Genomic DNA, 17,429 nt, shown 5'->3' with positions numbered 1-17,429 from the left:
CCGTCGTCAGGAACTAGCTGAACGAGTCGCCGCAGGCGCAGGAGCCGGTGGCGTTCGGGTTGTCGATGGTGAAGCCCTGCTTCTCGATCGTGTCCACGAAGTCCACCGTGGCACCGCCGAGGTAGGGGGCGCTCATCCGGTCGGTGACGACCTTGACGCCGTTGAAGTCCTTGACGACGTCGCCGTCGAGCGAGCGCTCGTCGAAGAAGAGCTGGTACCGCAGGCCGGAGCAGCCACCGGGCTGCACGGCGACGCGGAGCGCGAGGTCGTCGCGGCCTTCCTGATCCAGCAGGCCCTTCACCTTGGCCGCAGCGGCATCGGTAAGGAGCAGACCACTCTCGACGGTGGTCTCGTCCTGGACGGTCATCTGCTTACTCCCGGTCTATGACGACATACTGCCGCCAGTGCCAACCAGCGGCCGCCCGGATTGATTCCGGGCAGTGGGTCCGATCCGCGGACGGTGGTCCGCGCTCCGTCCATCCATGCTCGCACACCGCGCCCGGGGCGGTCACCGAGCGCTCGGCCGGGCGGAGCCCCGACGGTGCTGGTCGGATGCCCGCAAGCAGCCGCGGACAGCCACGGCGAACCGGGAAGATGGACGGATGATCCTGCGTCAGATCCGCGACAGCCGCGCGGACGCCGAGACCGTCCGACTGATCGCGGCCGAGGCCTTCGGCGCGCTGGGGGGCGCCGCGGGCACCGGGGCCGGACCGGCGCCGACCCCGGCCCAGATCGCCCGGCACCAGGCGCGCACCAGGCACCTGGCCGGCACCGACCCGCAGGGCTGCTGGCTGGCCGAGCAGGACGGGCGGGCGATCGGCTTCGCGCTCTCGATGCGCCGCGAGGGCATGTGGATCCTCGCGCTGACCGCGGTGCTGCCCGAGTTCCAGGGCAAGGGGGTGGGCCGGCTGCTGCTGGAGCGGGCCGCCGAGCACGGCCGGGCCTGCCTGCGCGGCATGACCACCGTCTCCGCCGACCCGGCGGCCGCCCGCCGCTACCGCAAGGCCGGCTTCAGCCTGCACCCGACCATGCGGCTGACCGGCCCGGTCGACCGGGCCGGCCTGCTGGACCCCGGCAGCATCCCGGTGCACCCGGGCAACGCGACCCACCTGGAGCTGGTGGACTCGATCGACCGCCGGCTGCGCGGCACCGCCCACGGCCCTGACCACCGGCTGATGCTCGCGCACTACGACGAACTGCTGGTGGCCGACACCGTGTTCGGCAGCGGCTACTGCTACCGGCTGGGCGGCAGCGTCGAGCTGCTGGCGGCCACCTCGAAACGGCTGGCGGTGCGGCTGCTGCGCGAGGCGCTGGCCCGGGTGCCCGAGGACACCGGGGCCACGGTGGGGTTCCTCACCGCCGAGCAGGAGTGGGCGGTGGACGTCGGCCTGGAGCTGGGGCTGAGCCTGACGAACAGCGGCTGCCTCGCGCTGCGCGGGATGCGGCCGCCGGTGCCCTACCTGCCCAGCGGGGCCTTCCTGTGAGCGTCAGACCATCGTGTCCAGGATCTCCTGGACCATCTCCATCGTGGTGCCCGGGTGCAGGAAGGCGAACCGGGCGACCGTCTCGCCGTCCCAGCCGGTCGGGGTGACGAAGCCGATCTGGTCGGCGAGCAGCCGCTGCGACCAGGCGTAGTAGTCCTGCTCGGTCCAGCCGGTGCGGCGGAAGCAGACGGCGGACAGCTGCGGGTCGTGCAGCAGCTCCAGGTGCTCGGTGCGGCGAATCGTTTCCGCAGTCTCCCGGGCCAGCGTGAGGCCGGCCTCGATCGCGTCGGTGTAGGCCTGGGTGCCGTGCACCGCGAGCGAGAACCAGAGCGGCAGGCCACGGGCCCGGCGGGTCAGGTGGTAGGCGTAGTCGGTGGGGTTCCACTCGTCGCCCTCGTGGTGCAGCACGTCCAGGTAGCCCGCGTCCTGGGTGTGCACGGCCTTGGCCAGGCGCGGCTCGCGGTAGATCAGCGCGGCGCAGTCGAAGGGCGCGAAGAGCCACTTGTGCGGGTCGACCACGAAGGAGTCGGCGTGCTCGATGCCGTTGTAGCGCTCGCGCACCGAGGGGGCGAAGAGGCCCGCGCCGCCGTAGGCGCCGTCCACGTGGAACCACAGGCCGCGCTCGCGGGTCACCTCGGACAGGCCCTGCAGGTCGTCGATGATGCCCTCGTTGGTGGTGCCGGCGGTGCCGACCACCGCGATCACCGTCTCCGGGTTCGGGTCGGCCGCCAGGGCGGCGCGCAGCGCCTCGCCGGTGAAGCGGCGGTCCACGGTGGGGACCTTGAAGGCCTCGACGCCGATGATGTTGAAGGTGTTCTTGACCGAGGAGTGCACCTGGTCGGCCACCGCGACCCGCAGCCGGGCCTCCGGTCCGACGCCCAGCCTGCGGCGGGCCGCGTCGCGGGCCACCACCAGTGCGGAGAGGTTGCCCGCCGAGCCGCCCGAGACGAAGGTGCCGCCGGCCGTCTGCGGCAGCCCGGCCCGGTCGGCTATCAGGCGCAGCACCTGGTTCTCGGCCGCGATCGCGCCGGCCGCCTCCAGCCAGGAGATGCCCTGCAGCGAGGCGCAGGAGACCACCATGTCGAAGAGCAGCGCGGCCTTGGTCGGCGCGCACGGGATGAAGGAGAGGTAGCGCGGGCTGTCGGCGGAGATCACCGCGCGGGACAGCTCGTGGTCGTAGAGCTTGAGCACGTCGGCGGGGGCGTTGCCGCGCTCGTTCAGCAGGCCGGCCAGGTGGGCCCGCAGCTGCTCGCCGTCCCCGGGGTGGTCCAGCGGCACCGGGTCGTACTGCAGGCGCTCGCGCATGTAGCCGAAGACCAGGTCGACCAGGTCGTTGTCGGGCTGGTGCATGCGGTGCGGGACGGCTGCGGACACGGGGGGCTCCTCGGGCTCTGACTGCTCTGATCTTCGGCTCAGATCTGAAGATCAGCCTAGGCAGCGGAGCGGAGCGCCCGCGCGTCCGAATGCGCCGGTTCAGGCAGCTTTCGAGCGTGTTCGACCCGGGTCGCGCAGGATTCCTGCGCGGGCACCGGCGAGGGCTCCGGCTAGCCGATCAGCTGCGACAGCACCACCGAGCTGCGGCTGCGCTGCACGCCGGGCTCACGCCGGATCCGTTCGATGACGGCCTCCAGGTGCCGGGTGTCGGCGGCACGCAGATGGACGAGCGCGTCCGGGTCGCCGGTGACCGTCCAGGCGGCGACCACCTCGGCGAACTGGCGCAGGCTGGCCAGGATCTCCTCGGGAGCGGTGCGCTCGCGGCAGTAGATCTCCACGAAGGCCTCGGTCTGCCAGCCGAGCACCTCGGGGTCGAGCACCACGGTGAAGCCGCGCACCACGCCGCGCGAGCGCAGCCGGTCGATCCGGCGGCGCACGGCGGTGGCGGAGAGGTTGGCGAGCAGGCCGATCTCGGCGTACGAGGCCCGCCCGTCCCGGCCCAGGTGGGCCAGGAGCAGGCGATCGGTCTCGTCGAGCACGACGCCCCCGGACGCTCTGAATCGGTCGCTCTGCTCGCTCATGCGGTGCGGGGTCTCCAGGCTCGGGGCTGACAGGTGGGGGTGCCGTCAGGTGGGGCTACCGAACCATTCTCCCGGTCGCCGGTGATCAGTCCACCGGCGAGCCCGGTCAGGAAACCAGCAGCACGATCTTGCCCCGGGTCCGCCCCTCGGCGATCAGGAGCTGTGCGGAGGCGGCCTGGGCCAGCGGGAAGGTCGAGGCGACGGTGACGGTCAGCCGGCCGCTCTCGGCCAGCTCGCCCAGGGCCGCGAGGTCCGCGGCGTCCGGGCGCACGAAGACCAGCCGGCCGCCGACGGCCATCACCTCGGGGTCGACGATCGAGACGATCCTGGCCGGGTCCTTGACCAGCGCACGGGAGGACTCCAGCGCCTCCGCGCCGCCGACCAGGGCGAAGGCCGCGTCCACGCCGTCGGGCGCCAGCGCGCGCACCCGCTCCACCAGGCCCTCGCCGTAGCTCACCGGCTCGGCGCCCAGCGAGCGCAGGTAGTCGTGGTTGTGCGCGCTCGCGGTGCCGATCACCCGGGCGCCGCGGGCCACCGCGATCTGGGTGGCCAGGCCGCCGACCCCGCCGGCCGCCGCGTGGATCAGCAGCGTGTCGCCGGCGCCGACCGCCAGCGCGTGGACCAGGCCCTGGTAGGCGGTCAGCCCGGCCAGTGGGAGCCCGGCGGCCTGCGCCCAGCCGAGCGCGGCGGGCTTGCGCGCCAGGGTCCGCACCGGGGCCGCGACCAGCTCGGCGTAGGTGCCGTGCTGGATGGCGTCCTTGCGCACGTAGCCCATCACCTCGTCGCCGACCCGGTACTCGGTGACCGCGGCACCCACCCGCTCGACCACGCCGGCCACGTCCCAGCCCAGGATCAGCGGGAAGTGCGCGTCCATCACGGGCTCCAGGCGGCCCTCGCGGACCTGCCAGTCGACCGGGTTCACCCCTGCCGCCCTGACCCGGACCAGGACCGTGTCGGGAGCCACCTTGGGATCGGGCAGCTCGACGTACTCGACGACCTCGGGGCCGCCGTACCTGTTGATCGCGATTGCCTTCATGCCCCTAGGAAACACGCTCGTCCGCCGGATCGGCAGCTCCGCGCCGACGTTGCGTCAGGTCCACACGCAGGGCCGAAAGGAGTCGGACATCGCGTCGAGTCGTTCGTGTCACATTGACATGATGGCCATCGTCAGACTGACGCGAACGGGTTATCATAGATAACGTCAGATAGACGAGAAGGCTGGGAGTGTCCGGCCGCATCAGGAGGGCACCCGCCCGTGACCACCACCGTTGACACCACGTTCACCGAGCCGACCGCCACGCCGCTCGCCCTGCTGCTGCTCGGCCGCCAGGCCGACCCGAACAGCGAGCGCGGCGTGGAGTGCCCCGGCGACCTCCCGCCCGCCTCCGACCCGGACCTGGTGGAGCGCGCCCGCGCCGCCAAGGCCGAGCTCGGCGACCGGGTGTTCATCCTGGGGCACCACTACCAGCGCGACGAGGTCATCGAGTTCGCCGACGTCACCGGTGACTCCTTCAAGCTCGCCCGGGACGCCGCCGGCCGTCCGGAGGCCGAGTACATCGTCTTCTGCGGCGTGCACTTCATGGCCGAGTCCGCGGACATCCTCACCGGCGACGCCCAGCGGGTCATCCTGCCCGACCTCGCGGCCGGCTGCTCGATGGCCGACATGGCCACCGCCGAGCAGGTCGCCGAGTGCTGGGACGTGCTGACCGAGGCCGGCATAGCCGACGTCACCGTCCCGGTCTCGTACATGAACTCCTCCGCCGACATCAAGGCCTTCACCGGCCGGCACGGCGGCACCATCTGCACCTCCTCCAACGCCAAGCGCGCACTGGAGTGGGCCTTCGAGCAGGGCCAGAAGGTGCTCTTCCTGCCGGACCAGCACCTGGGGCGCAACACCGCGGTGCGGGACATGGGCTTCTCGCTGGACGACTGCGTGCTCTACAACCCGCACAAGCCGAACGGCGGGCTGACCGCCGAGCAGCTGCGGGACGCCAAGATGATCCTGTGGCGCGGCCACTGCTCGGTGCACGGCCGGTTCACGGTGGACTCGGTCGCGGAGGTCCGCGAGCGGATCCCGGGCGTGAACGTGCTGGTGCACCCCGAGTGCCGCCACGAGGTGGTCGCGGCAGCCGACGAGGTGGGCTCGACCGAGTACATCATCAAGGCCCTGGAGGCCGCCGAGCCCGGCTCCAAGTGGGCGATCGGCACCGAGCTCAACCTGGTCCGCCGCCTCGCCAAGGCGCACCCGGACAAGGAGATCGTCTTCCTGGACCGCTCGGTCTGCTTCTGCTCCACGATGAACCGGATCGACCTGCCGCACCTGGTCTGGGCGCTGGAGTCGCTGGTCGAGGGGCGGGTGCCGAACGTGATCACCGTCGACCCGGAGACCGAGAAGTACGCCAAGGCCGCGCTGGACCGGATGCTGGCCCTGCCGTAACGGCACCGGCCGAGGCAGCGCGAACGGCTGAGGGGCGGCGCCCACCTGTGGTGGGTGCCGCCCCTCAGCCGTTCGTCCCTACTCCGGCAGACCCGGAATCAGTCCGTCGCCCTCGGTCCGCAGCAGCTCGCGGACCTGATCGAGCGACGCGCCCTCGTCCGGCAGGATCAGCTCGGACGGCTCCAGCGAGTCGTCCGGCAGCGGGGAACCGACCTCGCGGACCGCGCTGAGCAGGCTGCCCAGGCTGGCCCGGAAAGCCTTCTCGTCCCCCGATTCCAGAGCGGTGAGCAGCTCGTCGTCGAGCTGGTTCAGCCGGTTCAGGTGCTCGTCCGCCACCTGGAACTGGCCCTCACCCATGATCCTCATGATCATGCTGGCGTCTCTCCCTGCTGTCGAAGCGGCCGACGTTACTTGTGGTAGTTGATGCTCGGCGGCGGGGTGTCCTGCTGTGCCTGGCCACCACCGTGCTGCTGAGCGCCACCACCGTTGCCCTGCTCGATCGCGGCCGGGCCCGACGAGGGCCCACCGCCGAGCTCGGCCTTCATCCGGGCCAGCTCCAGCTCGACGTCGCTGCCGCCGGCCACCCGCTCCAGCTCGGCCTCGATGTCGTCCTTGCGGCCCAGGCCGCTGGAGTCGTCCAGCGCGCCCGAGGCGAGCAGCTCGTCGATCGCACCGGCACGGGCCTGCATCTGCGCGGTCTTGTCCTCGGCCCGCTGGATCGCGAGGCCCACGTCGCCCATCTCCTCCGAGATCCCGGAGAAGGACTCCGCGATCCGGGTCTGCGCCTGGGCGGCGGTGTAGGTGGCCTTGATGGTCTCCTTCTTGGTGCGGAAGGCGTCCACCTTGGCCTGCAGCCGCTGGGAGGCGAGCGTGAGCTTCTCCTCCTCGGCCTGGAGCTGCTGGTACTGCACCTCCAGGTCGTTGATCTGCGACTGCATCGCGGACTTGCGGGTGAGCGCCTCGCGCGCGAGGTCCTCACGGCCCAGGGAGAGCGCCTTGCGGCCCTGGTCCTCGTACTTCGCGGACTGCTGCTGGAGCTGCGTCAGCTGCAGCTCCAGGCGCTTGCGCGAGGTGGCGACGTCCGCCACGCCCCTGCGCACCTTCTGCAGCAGTTCAAGCTGCTTCTGGTACGAGTAGTCGAGCGTCTCGCGCGGATCTTCTGCACGGTCCAGGGCCTTGTTGGCCTTGGACTTGAAGATCAGCCCCATACGCTTCATGATTCCGTCGCTCATGGGCCTCGGGTGCCCCCTTCTCCGGCCTGCGGTTTCTATCTCGTACCGAAATCTACTGCGAGTGTATGTGCAGCGGGGTCACCACCGCAGTACACCTACCTGCAACAAGAGTGCTACGGCCGCGGCCCCGCTGCCTCCTACCCCAGGTGGATCTCCCGGCCCGCTCCCTGACAGGGCCCCGGGGCGATGCCTCGGGGGATGGGGGTGTTCGGGAGGCCAGCACGTACGCTTGTCGTGTGTTCCGACGCCGTTCAGACGAATCCCCCTCCTCCGCCACCGTGCTGGCCGAGCAGGACGACGCGCCCGCAGGCCGCGACCCGCAGGCCCCCAAGGGCCGCCCGACGCCCAAGCGCAGCGAGGCCGAGGCCAACCGGCGCACCCGGGTGACGGTCCCCAAGGACCGCAAGGAGGCCGCCAAGCAGTCGCGCGAGCGCATGCGCTCAGAGCGCGAGAAGCAGCGCCTCGCGCTGCTCAACGGTGACGAGCGCGCGCTGCCGGCCCGCGACAAGGGCCCGGTGCGCCGCTTCACCCGCGACTACATGGACTCGCGCTGGTCGCTGGCCGAGTTCTTCCTGCCGTTCGCCGTGGTGATCCTGGTGCTCAGCGTGCTGCGCGTGCCGGCGCTGCAGCTGCTCTCCACGCTGCTCTTCGCCCTCTTCCTGGTGCTGGTCATCGTCGACTTCCTGCGCCTGGGCCTCGGGCTGCGCAAGTCGCTGGCCAACCGGTTCCCGGAGGAGAGCCACCGCGGCGCGGTCGGCTACGGCCTGATGCGCAACCTGCAGATGCGTCGACTGCGGCTGCCCAAGCCGCAGGTGAAGCGGGGCGAGCACCCCTGACCGCCGAGCCGCTGCCGTACGACTGGGCCCCCGCCGCGCAGAACGCGTCGGGATCCGGTCTGTACGCGCTGCCCGGCCAGCTGGGGGGCCAGCACGACCGGGACCCGCAGCAGGCGGGGTACGGCTACGGCACCCCCCATCCCGGCGGCCACCCCGGCGGCCCCGCCCCCTCCTACGGCAACCCGCACGGGCTGCCGGCCCGCAGCGGCTCCTTCGCCGGCGGGGCGGGGGCCTGGCTGGAGCGCCAGGGCGGCCTGCACAACCTGGTCCGCCAGGAGATGGTGGCCCGCCAGCTGGCCGAGCAGCTCGCCGCGCACTTCGGCGAGCGTGCCCAGCTGACCCCGCTGCGGGTGCTGGACGTCGGCTGCGGCCAGGGCACCCAGGCGGTGCGGCTGGCCCGGGCCGGCCACCTGGTCACCGGGCTGGACGCGGATCCGGTCACGCTCGGCGCCGCCCAGGCGATGCTGGCCGCCGAGCCGCCGGAGGTCCGCGAGCGGGTCCGGCTGCTGAGCGGCGACGGCCACCACTGCGGGCGCTGGTTCGGGCCCGGCAGCTTCGACGTGGTGCTCTGCCACGGCGTGTTGATGTACCTGCCCGACCCGGACCCGCTGATCGCCTCGCTGGCCCGGATGATCGCGCCCGGCGGCCTGCTCTCGCTGCTGGCCCGCAACCGGGACGCGCTGGCCATGCGGGCCGGACTGACCGGCGACTGGCGCGCGGCGCTGCAGGCCTTCGACTCCGACCACTACACCAACCGGCTGGGCCTGACCGCCCGGGCCGACCGGCTGTGCGACCTGGTCACCACGCTGCGCGAGGTCGCGGTGCCGCTGCGGCACTGGTACGGCGTGCGGATCTTCACCGACGCCATGCCGGACCACGCCGCACCGGTCGACGGGCGCCAGCTCGGCCAGCTGCTGGAGGCCGAGGACCGGGCCGGGCGCGAGGACCCGTACCGGCAGGTCGCCGCGATGCTCCACCTGGTCGGGACCAAGTAGCCGCACGCGGCCGGTCCGGGCGCTACGGCTGTCAGGCCTCGCGCAGGCTCATCGGGTAGATCTCCTGGTCGTCCTCCAGCAGGACCACCCGCTCGACGCCGTCCGCCAGCAGCCGCTTCCACTCCTCGCCGATCCACGACTCGGCGTCGCCCTGGCTGGAGAACTCCTCGTCCTCGCCGGCCGGCGTGACGACCGCGCCGTCCGCCGCCTCGTACCGCCACGTCCACACCATGCCCGGCTCCCTCACTTCCGCTGCCCGCCGGCGCTGGCCGGCCGGTGCTCGATCCGCATGTCCGCGCAGGCTACCGCGCAGGGGTCAGGCTGCCCGCCGCACCGCCGCTCAACCCCGTGCAGCAGGATGGGCCGCATGACTCGCACCCTGATCCTCGGCGGCGCCCGGTCCGGCAAGTCCACCCGGGCCGAGGCGCTGCTGCTCGACCAGCCCGACGTGCTGTACCTGGCCACCGGCGGCCACCGGGAGGACGACGCCGACTGGGCGCGGCGGATCGCCCTGCACCGCGAGCGGCGTCCGGCGGGCTGGCGCACCGCCGAGACCGTCGACCTGGTGCCGGTGCTGGCCGACGGCACCGACCCGGCACCGGTGCTGATCGACTGCCTGGGGCTCTGGCTGACCACCGTGATGGATCAGGCGGACGCCTGGGACGACGCGGCCTGGGAGCAGGGCGCCGCCCGCGCGGTGGAGCAGCGGTGCGCCGAGCTGGCCGAGGCAGTGCGGCACACCGGGCGCCGGGTGGTGGCGGTGAGCAACGAGGTGGGGCTGGGCGTGGTGCCGGCCACCGCGGCCGGGCGGCGCTTCCGCGACACCCTGGGCCGGCTGAACATGGCGGTGGCCGAGGCCGCGGACCAGGTGCTGCTGGTGGTGGCCGGGCAGACCATGACGATCAAGGGGGGCGGCCGGCCCGCCACCGGCTGACCCCTGGGTGAGAAGCCCGCCGCACCCCGGACAGCCCGACCCCCGGTTGGTATGGTTCCGCACGATGGACACCACTGTGGATCTCGATTCCTTCGCCTCGCTCGTGGAGCGCCCCGACGACGTCGCCCGGCGCGCCGCCGAGGATCGCTGGCTGGCGCTGGACAAGCCGCGCGGCGGTCTGGGTCAGCTGGAGGAGCTGGGCAGCTGGCTCGCCTCCGTCCAGGGGGGCACCCGGGCACGCGCGCTCAGCGCGCCCAAGGTGCTGCTCTTCGCCGCCGATCACGGCATCGCCTCGCTCGGGCTCTCCAAACTGCCGGCCGACGGCGGCACCGTACGGCGGGTGCGCGCGGCCCTGGACGGCAGCGCGCCGGTGGCCCGGCTGGCCCGCCGCTACGGTGCCGGGCTGCGGGTGATCGACCTGGCGGTGGACGCGGACGCCGAGGAGTTCGGCTTCGAGGTCAGCCGCTACCGGGTGCGCCGTGGTTCGGGGCGGATCGACACCGAGGACGCGCTGAGCGCCGACGAGGCCGCCCAGGCGTTCCGGATCGGCATGGCGATCGCCGACGAGGAGGCCGACCTCGGCACCGACCTGGTGCTGCTCGGCGACCTCGGGGTCGGCTCGACCACGGTGGCGGCCGTGCTGATCGGCGCGCTCTGCGGCACCGACGCCGCCGCGGTCTGCGGCCGCGGCTCGGGCATCGACGACCGGACCTGGATGGTCAAGTGCGCCGCGATCCGCGACTCGCTGCGGCGCGCCCGCCCCGTGCTCGGCGACCAGCTGGGTCTGCTCGCGGCCACCGGTGGCGCCGACTTCGCGGCGATGACCGGCTTCCTGCTGCAGGCCGCCGTGCGGCGGCTGCCGGTGGTGCTGGACGGCGTGGTCTCGGCCGCCTGCGCGCTGATCGCCCAGCGGATCTCCTTCCGCGCCCCGGAGTGGTGGCGGGCCGCGCTGCTGACCGGTGAGCCCGCACTGGCCAAGGCCTACGACCGGCTCACCCTGACCCCGCTGCACGACCATCAGGTCACCATGGGCGAGGGCGTCGGCGCCCTGCTGGCCCTGCCGCTGCTGCAGGCCGCCTCCGACACGCTCGCCGAGGAGTCCTTCGTGCCCGCCCCGGCGGCGCCCGCGGAGCCCGCCAGGCTGCCCACCGCCGCCGAGCTGCTGGGCCGGCTCTGAGCGCCGCTGAAGCTCGCGAACTCCGCCTGCCCGGACTGCGGTTCGCCTTCGGGACGCTCTCCGTGCTGCGGGTACGGGTGGCGCGCTGGGACCGGGAGGCGGGCGGCCGGGCGATGATCGCCGCGCCGCTGGTCGGGCTGGTGCTGGGCGCGGCGGCCGGCGGACTGGGGGTGCTGGTCTGCTGGCGCGGCGGGCCGCTGCTCGGCGCGGTGGCCTCCGTCGCCGCCCTGGCCGCGCTGACCCGCGGGCTGCACCTGGACGGGCTGGCGGACGTGGCCGACGGGCTGGGCAGCGGCAAGCCCGCCGAGGACGCGCTGCGGATCATGAAGCAGTCCGACATCGGCCCGTTCGGCGTGCTCAGCCTGGTACTGCTGATGCTCGCTCAGATCGCGGCGCTGAGCAGTCAGTTCGCACACTCCGAAGGGCGCGGTGCGCTCGCCGTGCTGACCGCCGCGGTGGCCGGGCGGTGCGCGCTCGGCTGGGGCTGCCTGCGTTCGGTGCCCGCCGCCCGGCCTGGCGGCCTGGGGGCGATGGTGGCCGCCACCGTGCCACTGCCGGCGGCGCTGACCGCCACTCTGCTCAGCGCCGCGGGGCTGGCCCTGCTGGGCGCCCACCCGCGCTACGCCCTCGCCCTGATGCTCGGTCAACTGGCCGCCGCCGCACTGCTGCAGCGCTGCCTGCGCCGGTTCGGCGGGATCACCGGCGACGTGCTCGGCGCGCTGGTGGAGACGGCGGCACTGGCCGCACTGCTGGTGCTCGCCCTCGGCCCGTGAGCCCGAGGTGAACCCCGCGGCGGCTGCGGCCGTACTCAACCCCGGTGAACCCGTGCGGAATCTGCCCCGAAATCCGTCCCGAATCCTTACGGACGCCCGGGCGCGGCGGTATCCCACCATGCGGACTACCATGCGGTGAGCACTGTAGCCCTGCGCCGTCACGGCGGAGCATGCTGGGGCTGTTGCCATACCGCATAAATCCGGCCGTGGACCGCGAAAGAACAGGACGCAAATACGTGACTGCATTGTCTGTGAGCACCTCCTCCGCCGCCGCGCTGCGCGCGGATGCCGTGGTCGTCGGCGTGGCGAAGGGCCCCAAGGGCCTGGTCGTGGCCCCCGGCGCCGAGGCACTGGTCGAGGCCTTCGACGGCAAGCTGGCCGACGTTCTGACCACCCTGGGCGCCACCGGCGCCGAGGGTGAGACGGTGAAGCTGGCCGCTCCGGCCGGCCTGAAGGCCGGCTTCGTGCTGGCCGTCGGCCTGGGCGAGGCTGCCGATGCCGGCTACACCGAGGAGGCGCTGCGCCGGGCCGCCGGCGTTGCCGCGCGCACCCTGGCCGGCGCGAAGAAGGCCGGCCTGGCGCTGCCGGCCGAGTCGGCCGAGCAGGTCGAGGCCGTGGCCCTGGGCGGTCTGCTGGGCGCCTACGACTTCACCGCCTACCGCACCAACGGCGGCGGCAAGGAGCCGGTCGGCGAGCTGATCGTGCTGACCACCCGCAAGGGCAGCAAGGACGCCAAGGCCGGCCTGGAGCGCGCCACCGTGCTCGGCGAGGAGATGAACCGGGCCCGCGACCTGATCAACACCCCGCCGAACGACCTGCACCCCAAGGCCTTCGCCGCCATCGCGCAGGCGGCCGGCAAGGAGCACGGCATCAAGGTCGAGGTGCTCGACGAGAAGGCGCTGGCCAAGGGCGGCTTCGGCGGCATCCTGGGCGTCGGCATCGGCTCGGCCAACCCGCCCCGCCTGGTCAAGCTGGCCTACACCCACCCGAAGGCCAAGGCCACGCTGGCCTTCATCGGCAAGGGCATCACCTACGACTCGGGCGGCATCTCGCTCAAGCCGGCCGGCCACAACGAGACCATGAAGTGCGACATGTCCGGCGCCGCCGCCGTGTTCGCCGCCGTGGTCGCCGCCAAGCGCCTGGGCCTGGCCGTCAACGTCACCGGCTGGCTGGCGCTGGCCGAGAACATGCCCTCGGGCTCGGCCACCCGCCCCGGCGACGTGCTGCGGATGTACGGCGGCAAGACCGTCGAGGTGCTCAACACCGACGCCGAGGGCCGCCTGGTGCTGGCCGACGCGATCGTGCGGGCCGGCGAGGAGACCCCGGACGCGATCGTCGACGTGGCCACCCTGACCGGCGCGATGGTGATGGCGCTGGGCACCCGCACCTTCGGTGTGATGGCCAACTCGGACGACTTCCGCGACCGGCTGCACGCCGTCGCCGGGCGCGCGGGCGAGCAGTCCTGGCCGATGCCGCTGCCGGCCGAGCTGCGCAAGGGCATGGACTCGCCGGTGGCCGACCTGGCCAACATGGGCGAGCGGATGGGTGGCGGTCTGACGGCCGGCATCTTCCTGCAGGAGTTCGTGGCCGACGGCATCGACTGGGGCCACCTGGACATCGCCGGCCCGGCCTTCCACGAGGCCGCGCCGTACGGCTACACCCCCAAGGGCGGCACCGGCAGCGCCGTGCGCACCCTGGTGCAGCTCGCGCAGGAGACCGCGCAGGGCTGAGCCTTACGCTGAGCGAGGGGGCCCGGTGTCACTGGACGCCGGGCCCCCTCGGCCTTTCCGGCCCGTCCGGACAGCGGCCCGACCGGGCTAGTTGTCGATGTATCGATTTTTCCGCCGGTTACCGATCAGTAGCAGTCAGGGGCCGTCCACCTGCGGATTCGACCGCTGTTCGCCTCCGGCGAAACTTTGTTCCACAGGGTGGAATCCCGGCCCGGACGGATCGGCACGACCGCCCAGCCGGGCCGCGTCAAGGCCGCGTTGACCTGCGTCGACAGGGTCGACGACGGGTCTTCGCAGCCCTGCGGAGGCGGTCGCACACCCCCCGCAGGGTGGACCCCGACACCAGCGGCCGTGAACAAGTGCGAAGATGTATTTCCGGCACGACTGGGCGCCCCACAAGGGCTTCCCGCACACCGGACCAGCACCGGCCCGGACGGATCCACACCCCATGGCATGGAGGACGTGACGTGGCGAACGACGCCAGCACCGTTTTCGACGTAGTCATTCTCGGAGGCGGAAGCGGCGGTTACGCCGCGGCGCTCCGCGCCGCTCAGCTGGGTCTGAGCGTGGCCCTGATCGAGAAGGGCGAGCTGGGCGGTACCTGCCTGCACCGGGGCTGCATCCCCACCAAGGCGCTGCTGCACGCCGCCGAGATCGCGGACGAGACGAAGGAAGCCGCCGAGTTCGGCGTGCTGGCAACCTTCCAGGGCATCGACATCAACGGCGTCCACAAGTACAAGGACGACGTGATCGCCGGCCTGTACAAGGGCCTGCAGGGCCTGGTCGCCTCCCGCAAGGTGCACTTCATCCAGGGCGAGGGCCGGCTCTCCTCGCCGACCTCGGTGGATGTCAACGGCCAGCGGGTCGAGGGCCGCCACATCGTCCTCGCCACCGGCTCCGTGCCGAAGTCGCTGCCGGGCCTGGCCATCGACGGCGACCGGGTCATCTCCTCCGACCACGCCCTCAAGCTCGACCGGATCCCGAAGTCGGCCGTCATCCTCGGCGGCGGCGTGATCGGTGTCGAGTTCGCCTCCGTCTGGAAGTCCTTCGGCGTCGACGTCACCATCGTCGAGGCCCTGCCGCACCTGGTTCCGCTGGAGGACGAGAACTCCTCCAAGCTGCTGGAGCGCGCCTTCCGCAAGCGCGGCATCAAGTTCGAGCTCAAGGCCCGCTTCTCGGGCGTGGAGTACACCGAGACCGGTGTGCGCGTCTCCACCGAGAACGGCAAGCAGATCGACGCCGACCTGCTGCTCGTCGCCATCGGCCGCGGCCCCGTCTCGGCGGGCCTCGGCTACGAGGAGGCCGGGGTCGCGATGGACCGCGGCTACGTCCTGGTCGACGAGTACATGCGCACCAACGTGCCCACCATCTCGGCCGTCGGCGACCTGGCCCCGACCCTGCAGCTGGCGCACGTCGGCTTCGCCGAGGGCATCCTGGTGGCCGAGCGGCTGGCCGGCCTCAAGGCCGTGCCGATCGACTACGACGGCGTGCCGCGGGTCACCTACTCCAACCCCGAGGTCGCCTCGGTCGGCATCTCCGAGGCCAAGGCCGTGGAGCTGTACGGCAAGGACAAGGTCGTCACGCTCAAGTACAACCTGGCCGGCAACGGCAAGAGCAAGATCCTCAAGACCGCCGGCGAGATCAAGCTCGTCCAGGTCAAGGACGGCGCCGTGGTGGGTGTCCACATGGTCGGCGCCCGCATGGGTGAGCAGGTGGGCGAGGCCCAGCTCATCTACAACTGGGAGGCGCTGCCCGCCGAGGTCGCGCAGCTCATCCACGCCCACCCGACCCAGTCCGAGGCGCTGGGCGAGGCCCACCTGGCCCTGGCCGGCAAGCCGCTGCACGCGCACGACTGATCGCGCCAGCCCGTCCTTACATTCCCTGAACTTCCTGAACGCAAGACTTGATAGGAGTCGCTGAAACCATGGCGGTCTCAGTAACGCTGCCCGCGCTGGGCGAGAGCGTGTCCGAAGGTACTGTCACCCGCTGGCTGAAGGCCGAGGGCGAGCGAGTGGAGGCCGACGAGCCGCTGCTCGAGGTGTCGACCGACAAGGTCGACACCGAGATCCCCGCGCCGGCCTCCGGCATCCTCGCGTCGATCAAGGTCGCCGAGGACGAGACGGTCGAGGTGGGCGCCGAGCTGGCGATCATCGACGACGGCTCGGGCGCCCCGGTCGCGGCTGCCGCCCCGGCCGCCGAGGCCCCGGCCGCCGAGGCCCCGGCCGCTCCGGCCCCGGTCGCCGCCCCCGCTGCCCCGGCCCCCGCGCCGGCTGCTCCGGCCCCGGTCACCGCTCCGGCCGCCCCCGCCGGCGACGCCACCCCGGTGCTGCTCCCCGCCCTGGGCGAGTCGGTCACCGAGGGCACCGTCACCCGCTGGCTCAAGGCCGAGGGTGACACCGTCGAGGTCGACGAGCCGCTGCTCGAGGTCTCGACCGACAAGGTCGACACCGAGATCCCCTCGCCGGTCGCCGGCGTCGTGGTGAAGATCCTGGTCGGCGAGGACGAGACCGCCGAGGTCGGCGCCCAGCTCGCGCTGATCGGCGCGGCGGGCGCGGTCGCGGCTGCTCCGGCCGCCCCTGCCGCTCCGGCCCCGGCTGCCGCCCCTGCCGCCCCGGCCCCCGCGCCGGCTGCTCCGGCCCCGGCTCCGGTCGCTGCCCCGGCCCCGGCCGCTCCGGCCCCGGTCGCCGCCGCCCCGGCCGCTCCGGCCCCGGCTGCCGCCCCCGCTGCCCCGGCCCCCGCGCCGGCTGCTCCGGCCCCGGTCGCCGCTCCGGCCGCCCCCGCCGCCGACGCCGGTGACGCCTACGTCACCCCGCTGGTCCGCAAGCTCGCCGCCGAGCACGGCGTCGCGCTCTCCACCGTCGCCGGCACCGGCGTCGGCGGTCGGATCCGCAAGCAGGACGTGGTCGCCGCCGCCGAGGCCGCTGCTGCCGCCGCCGCTGCGCCGGCCCCGGTCGCGGCTGCCGCCGCGCCGAAGGCCGCTGCCGCCGCGCCGTCGCCGCTGCGCGGACAGACGGTCAAGATGACCCGGATGCGCAAGGTCATCGGCGACAACATGCTGAAGGCCCTGCACGAGCAGGCCCAGCTGACCAGCGTGGTCGAGGTGGACGTCACCAAGGTCATGAAGCTGCGCGGCAAGGCCAAGGACGCCTTCCTCGCCCGCGAGGGCGTGAAGCTGTCCCCGATGCCGTTCTTCGTCAAGGCCGCCGCCCAGGCCCTGAAGAGCCACCCCTCGATCAACGCCCGGATCAACGAGGCCGAGGGCACCATCACCTACTTCGACATCGAGAACATCGGTATCGCGGTGGACTCCGAGAAGGGCCTGATGACCCCGGTCATCAAGGGTGCGGGCGACCTCAACCTGGCCGGTATCTCCAAGAAGACCGCCGAGCTGGCCAGCAAGGTGCGCGGCAACAAGATCACCCCGGACGAGCTGTCCGGCGCCACCTTCACCATCAGCAACACCGGCTCGCGCGGTGCGCTGTTCGACACCGTCATCGTGCCGCCGAACCAGGTCGCCATCCTGGGCATCGGCGCGACGGTCAAGCGCCCCGTGGTCATCGAGACCGAGGAGGGCACCGTCATCGCCGTCCGCGACATGACCTACCTGTCGCTCTCCTACGACCACCGCCTGGTGGACGGCGCCGACGCCGCCCGCTACCTGGTGGCCGTCAAGGAGATCCTGGAGTCCGGCGAGTTCGAGGTCGAGCTCGGCCTGTAGCCCCGGCTTGCCGTCAGCGGTGAACGTCGGCCGGCCCGCCCCGCTCGGGGCGGGCCGGCCGACGGCGTTTCCGAGCACACCACGGCACGGCCCGCCAC

At 72.8% G+C, this 17,429-nt stretch carries 17 protein-coding genes; 10 read left to right on the top strand and 7 right to left on the bottom strand.

All coding sequences use genetic code 11. The annotated features are described in order from the left end of the window. Positions 1-13: 13 nt before the first annotated feature. Entirely contained in the window at positions 14-367 is a 354-nt protein-coding gene (gene erpA, locus OG500_RS27525; RefSeq protein WP_035850108.1) for an iron-sulfur cluster insertion protein ErpA, read from the bottom strand. A 235-nt stretch (positions 368-602) separates the two neighbouring features. Here erpA and OG500_RS27520 point away from each other — a divergent pair, with 235 nt between their 5' ends. Then, positions 603-1,484 (top strand): GNAT family N-acetyltransferase, encoded by an 882-nt coding sequence (locus OG500_RS27520; protein WP_329584054.1) that lies wholly within the window; start codon positions 603-605, stop codon positions 1,482-1,484. A gap of 3 nt (positions 1,485-1,487) precedes the next feature. Here OG500_RS27520 and OG500_RS27515 read toward each other — a convergent pair whose 3' ends face one another. From OG500_RS27515 to OG500_RS27505, 3 genes are all read right to left on the bottom strand, one after another. After that, positions 1,488-2,858 carry a pyridoxal phosphate-dependent decarboxylase family protein gene (locus OG500_RS27515; protein WP_327069531.1) on the bottom strand — a complete coding sequence of 457 codons (1,371 nt, stop codon included), beginning with the start codon at positions 2,856-2,858 and terminating at the stop codon, positions 1,488-1,490. 170 nt (positions 2,859-3,028) lie between these two features. Then, positions 3,029-3,499 carry an Lrp/AsnC family transcriptional regulator gene (locus tag OG500_RS27510; protein ID WP_391442861.1) on the bottom strand — a complete coding sequence of 157 codons (471 nt, stop codon included), beginning with the start codon at positions 3,497-3,499 and terminating at the stop codon, positions 3,029-3,031. 106 nt (positions 3,500-3,605) lie between these two features. Beyond that, positions 3,606-4,535: an NADP-dependent oxidoreductase gene (locus OG500_RS27505; RefSeq protein WP_327069530.1), complete on the bottom strand. Its 930-nt coding sequence runs from the start codon at positions 4,533-4,535 to the stop codon at positions 3,606-3,608. A 219-nt stretch (positions 4,536-4,754) separates the two neighbouring features. Here OG500_RS27505 and nadA point away from each other — a divergent pair, with 219 nt between their 5' ends. Next, positions 4,755-5,936 (top strand): quinolinate synthase NadA, encoded by a 1,182-nt coding sequence (gene nadA, locus OG500_RS27500; protein ID WP_327069529.1) that lies wholly within the window; start codon positions 4,755-4,757, stop codon positions 5,934-5,936. 78 nt (positions 5,937-6,014) lie between these two features. Here nadA and pspAA read toward each other — a convergent pair whose 3' ends face one another. Together pspAA and OG500_RS27490 are read right to left on the bottom strand one after the other, a co-directional pair. Then, positions 6,015-6,308, bottom strand: coding sequence for a PspA-associated protein PspAA (gene pspAA / locus OG500_RS27495; RefSeq protein WP_327069528.1), 294 nt, complete (start codon positions 6,306-6,308; stop codon positions 6,015-6,017). A gap of 35 nt (positions 6,309-6,343) precedes the next feature. Next, on the bottom strand, positions 6,344-7,153 hold the full coding sequence (locus OG500_RS27490; protein WP_327069527.1) for a PspA/IM30 family protein: 810 nt from the start codon (positions 7,151-7,153) through the stop codon (positions 6,344-6,346). A 251-nt stretch (positions 7,154-7,404) separates the two neighbouring features. On the opposite strand from OG500_RS27490, the gene OG500_RS27485 reads away from it, so the two are divergent. Both OG500_RS27485 and OG500_RS27480 read left to right on the top strand, forming a co-directional pair. Next, positions 7,405-8,004 (top strand): DUF3043 domain-containing protein, encoded by a 600-nt coding sequence (locus tag OG500_RS27485; protein ID WP_327069526.1) that lies wholly within the window; start codon positions 7,405-7,407, stop codon positions 8,002-8,004. A gap of 278 nt (positions 8,005-8,282) precedes the next feature. Then, positions 8,283-8,999 carry a class I SAM-dependent methyltransferase gene (locus tag OG500_RS27480; RefSeq protein WP_327069525.1) on the top strand — a complete coding sequence of 239 codons (717 nt, stop codon included), beginning with the start codon at positions 8,283-8,285 and terminating at the stop codon, positions 8,997-8,999. Between the two features lie 31 nt (positions 9,000-9,030). Here OG500_RS27480 and OG500_RS27475 read toward each other — a convergent pair whose 3' ends face one another. Continuing rightward, a complete protein-coding gene (locus OG500_RS27475) occupies positions 9,031-9,231 on the bottom strand; it encodes a hypothetical protein (protein WP_329584051.1) in 201 nt (66 codons plus the stop codon). A 135-nt stretch (positions 9,232-9,366) separates the two neighbouring features. On the opposite strand from OG500_RS27475, the gene cobU reads away from it, so the two are divergent. The 6 genes from cobU to sucB all read left to right on the top strand — a co-directional run bounded on the left by cobU (position 9,367) and on the right by sucB (position 17,331). After that, positions 9,367-9,933 (top strand): bifunctional adenosylcobinamide kinase/adenosylcobinamide-phosphate guanylyltransferase, encoded by a 567-nt coding sequence (gene cobU / locus OG500_RS27470; protein WP_442907069.1) that lies wholly within the window; start codon positions 9,367-9,369, stop codon positions 9,931-9,933. 64 nt (positions 9,934-9,997) lie between these two features. Further along, positions 9,998-11,110 (top strand): nicotinate-nucleotide--dimethylbenzimidazole phosphoribosyltransferase, encoded by a 1,113-nt coding sequence (locus tag OG500_RS27465; RefSeq protein ID WP_329584050.1) that lies wholly within the window; start codon positions 9,998-10,000, stop codon positions 11,108-11,110. Then, positions 11,107-11,883 (top strand): adenosylcobinamide-GDP ribazoletransferase, encoded by a 777-nt coding sequence (locus OG500_RS27460; RefSeq protein ID WP_442907151.1) that lies wholly within the window; start codon positions 11,107-11,109, stop codon positions 11,881-11,883. The genes OG500_RS27465 and OG500_RS27460 overlap by 4 nt, the downstream gene beginning before the upstream one ends. 236 nt (positions 11,884-12,119) lie before the next feature. After that, a complete protein-coding gene (locus tag OG500_RS27455; RefSeq protein ID WP_327069522.1) occupies positions 12,120-13,613 on the top strand; it encodes a leucyl aminopeptidase in 1,494 nt (497 codons plus the stop codon). Positions 13,614-14,080: 467 nt separating this feature from the next. Beyond that, positions 14,081-15,469, top strand: a complete 1,389-nt coding sequence (lpdA, locus tag OG500_RS27450) for a dihydrolipoyl dehydrogenase (RefSeq protein WP_327069521.1) — start codon at positions 14,081-14,083, stop codon at positions 15,467-15,469. Positions 15,470-15,537: 68 nt separating this feature from the next. Continuing rightward, positions 15,538-17,331 (top strand): 2-oxoglutarate dehydrogenase, E2 component, dihydrolipoamide succinyltransferase, encoded by a 1,794-nt coding sequence (sucB, locus tag OG500_RS27445; protein ID WP_327069520.1) that lies wholly within the window; start codon positions 15,538-15,540, stop codon positions 17,329-17,331. Positions 17,332-17,429: the final 98 nt, after the last annotated feature.

The organism is Kitasatospora sp. NBC_01250 (genome assembly GCF_036226465.1).
Taxonomy (GTDB): domain Bacteria; phylum Actinomycetota; class Actinomycetes; order Streptomycetales; family Streptomycetaceae; genus Kitasatospora.
Note: the sequence above shows the minus strand (reverse complement) of the source record. Positions and strands in the feature narration are given on the sequence as shown.

Coding starts and splice junctions, on each gene's coding strand:
- OG500_RS27480 (WP_327069525.1), top strand. CDS start 8,283: ATGGTGGCCCGCCAGCTGGCCGAGCAGCTCGCCGCGCACTTCGGCGAG.
- OG500_RS27505 (WP_327069530.1), bottom strand. CDS start 4,535: ATGAAGGCAATCGCGATCAACAGGTACGGCGGCCCCGAGGTCGTCGAG.
- OG500_RS27465 (WP_329584050.1), top strand. CDS start 9,998: ATGGACACCACTGTGGATCTCGATTCCTTCGCCTCGCTCGTGGAGCGC.
- OG500_RS27520 (WP_329584054.1), top strand. CDS start 603: ATGATCCTGCGTCAGATCCGCGACAGCCGCGCGGACGCCGAGACCGTC.
- OG500_RS27490 (WP_327069527.1), bottom strand. CDS start 7,153: ATGAAGCGTATGGGGCTGATCTTCAAGTCCAAGGCCAACAAGGCCCTG.
- cobU (WP_442907069.1), top strand. CDS start 9,367: ATGACTCGCACCCTGATCCTCGGCGGCGCCCGGTCCGGCAAGTCCACC.
- sucB (WP_327069520.1), top strand. CDS start 15,538: ATGGCGGTCTCAGTAACGCTGCCCGCGCTGGGCGAGAGCGTGTCCGAA.
- OG500_RS27510 (WP_391442861.1), bottom strand. CDS start 3,499: ATGAGCGAGCAGAGCGACCGATTCAGAGCGTCCGGGGGCGTCGTGCTC.
- OG500_RS27475 (WP_329584051.1), bottom strand. CDS start 9,231: ATGGTGTGGACGTGGCGGTACGAGGCGGCGGACGGCGCGGTCGTCACG.
- erpA (WP_035850108.1), bottom strand. CDS start 367: ATGACCGTCCAGGACGAGACCACCGTCGAGAGTGGTCTGCTCCTTACC.
- pspAA (WP_327069528.1), bottom strand. CDS start 6,308: ATGATCATGAGGATCATGGGTGAGGGCCAGTTCCAGGTGGCGGACGAG.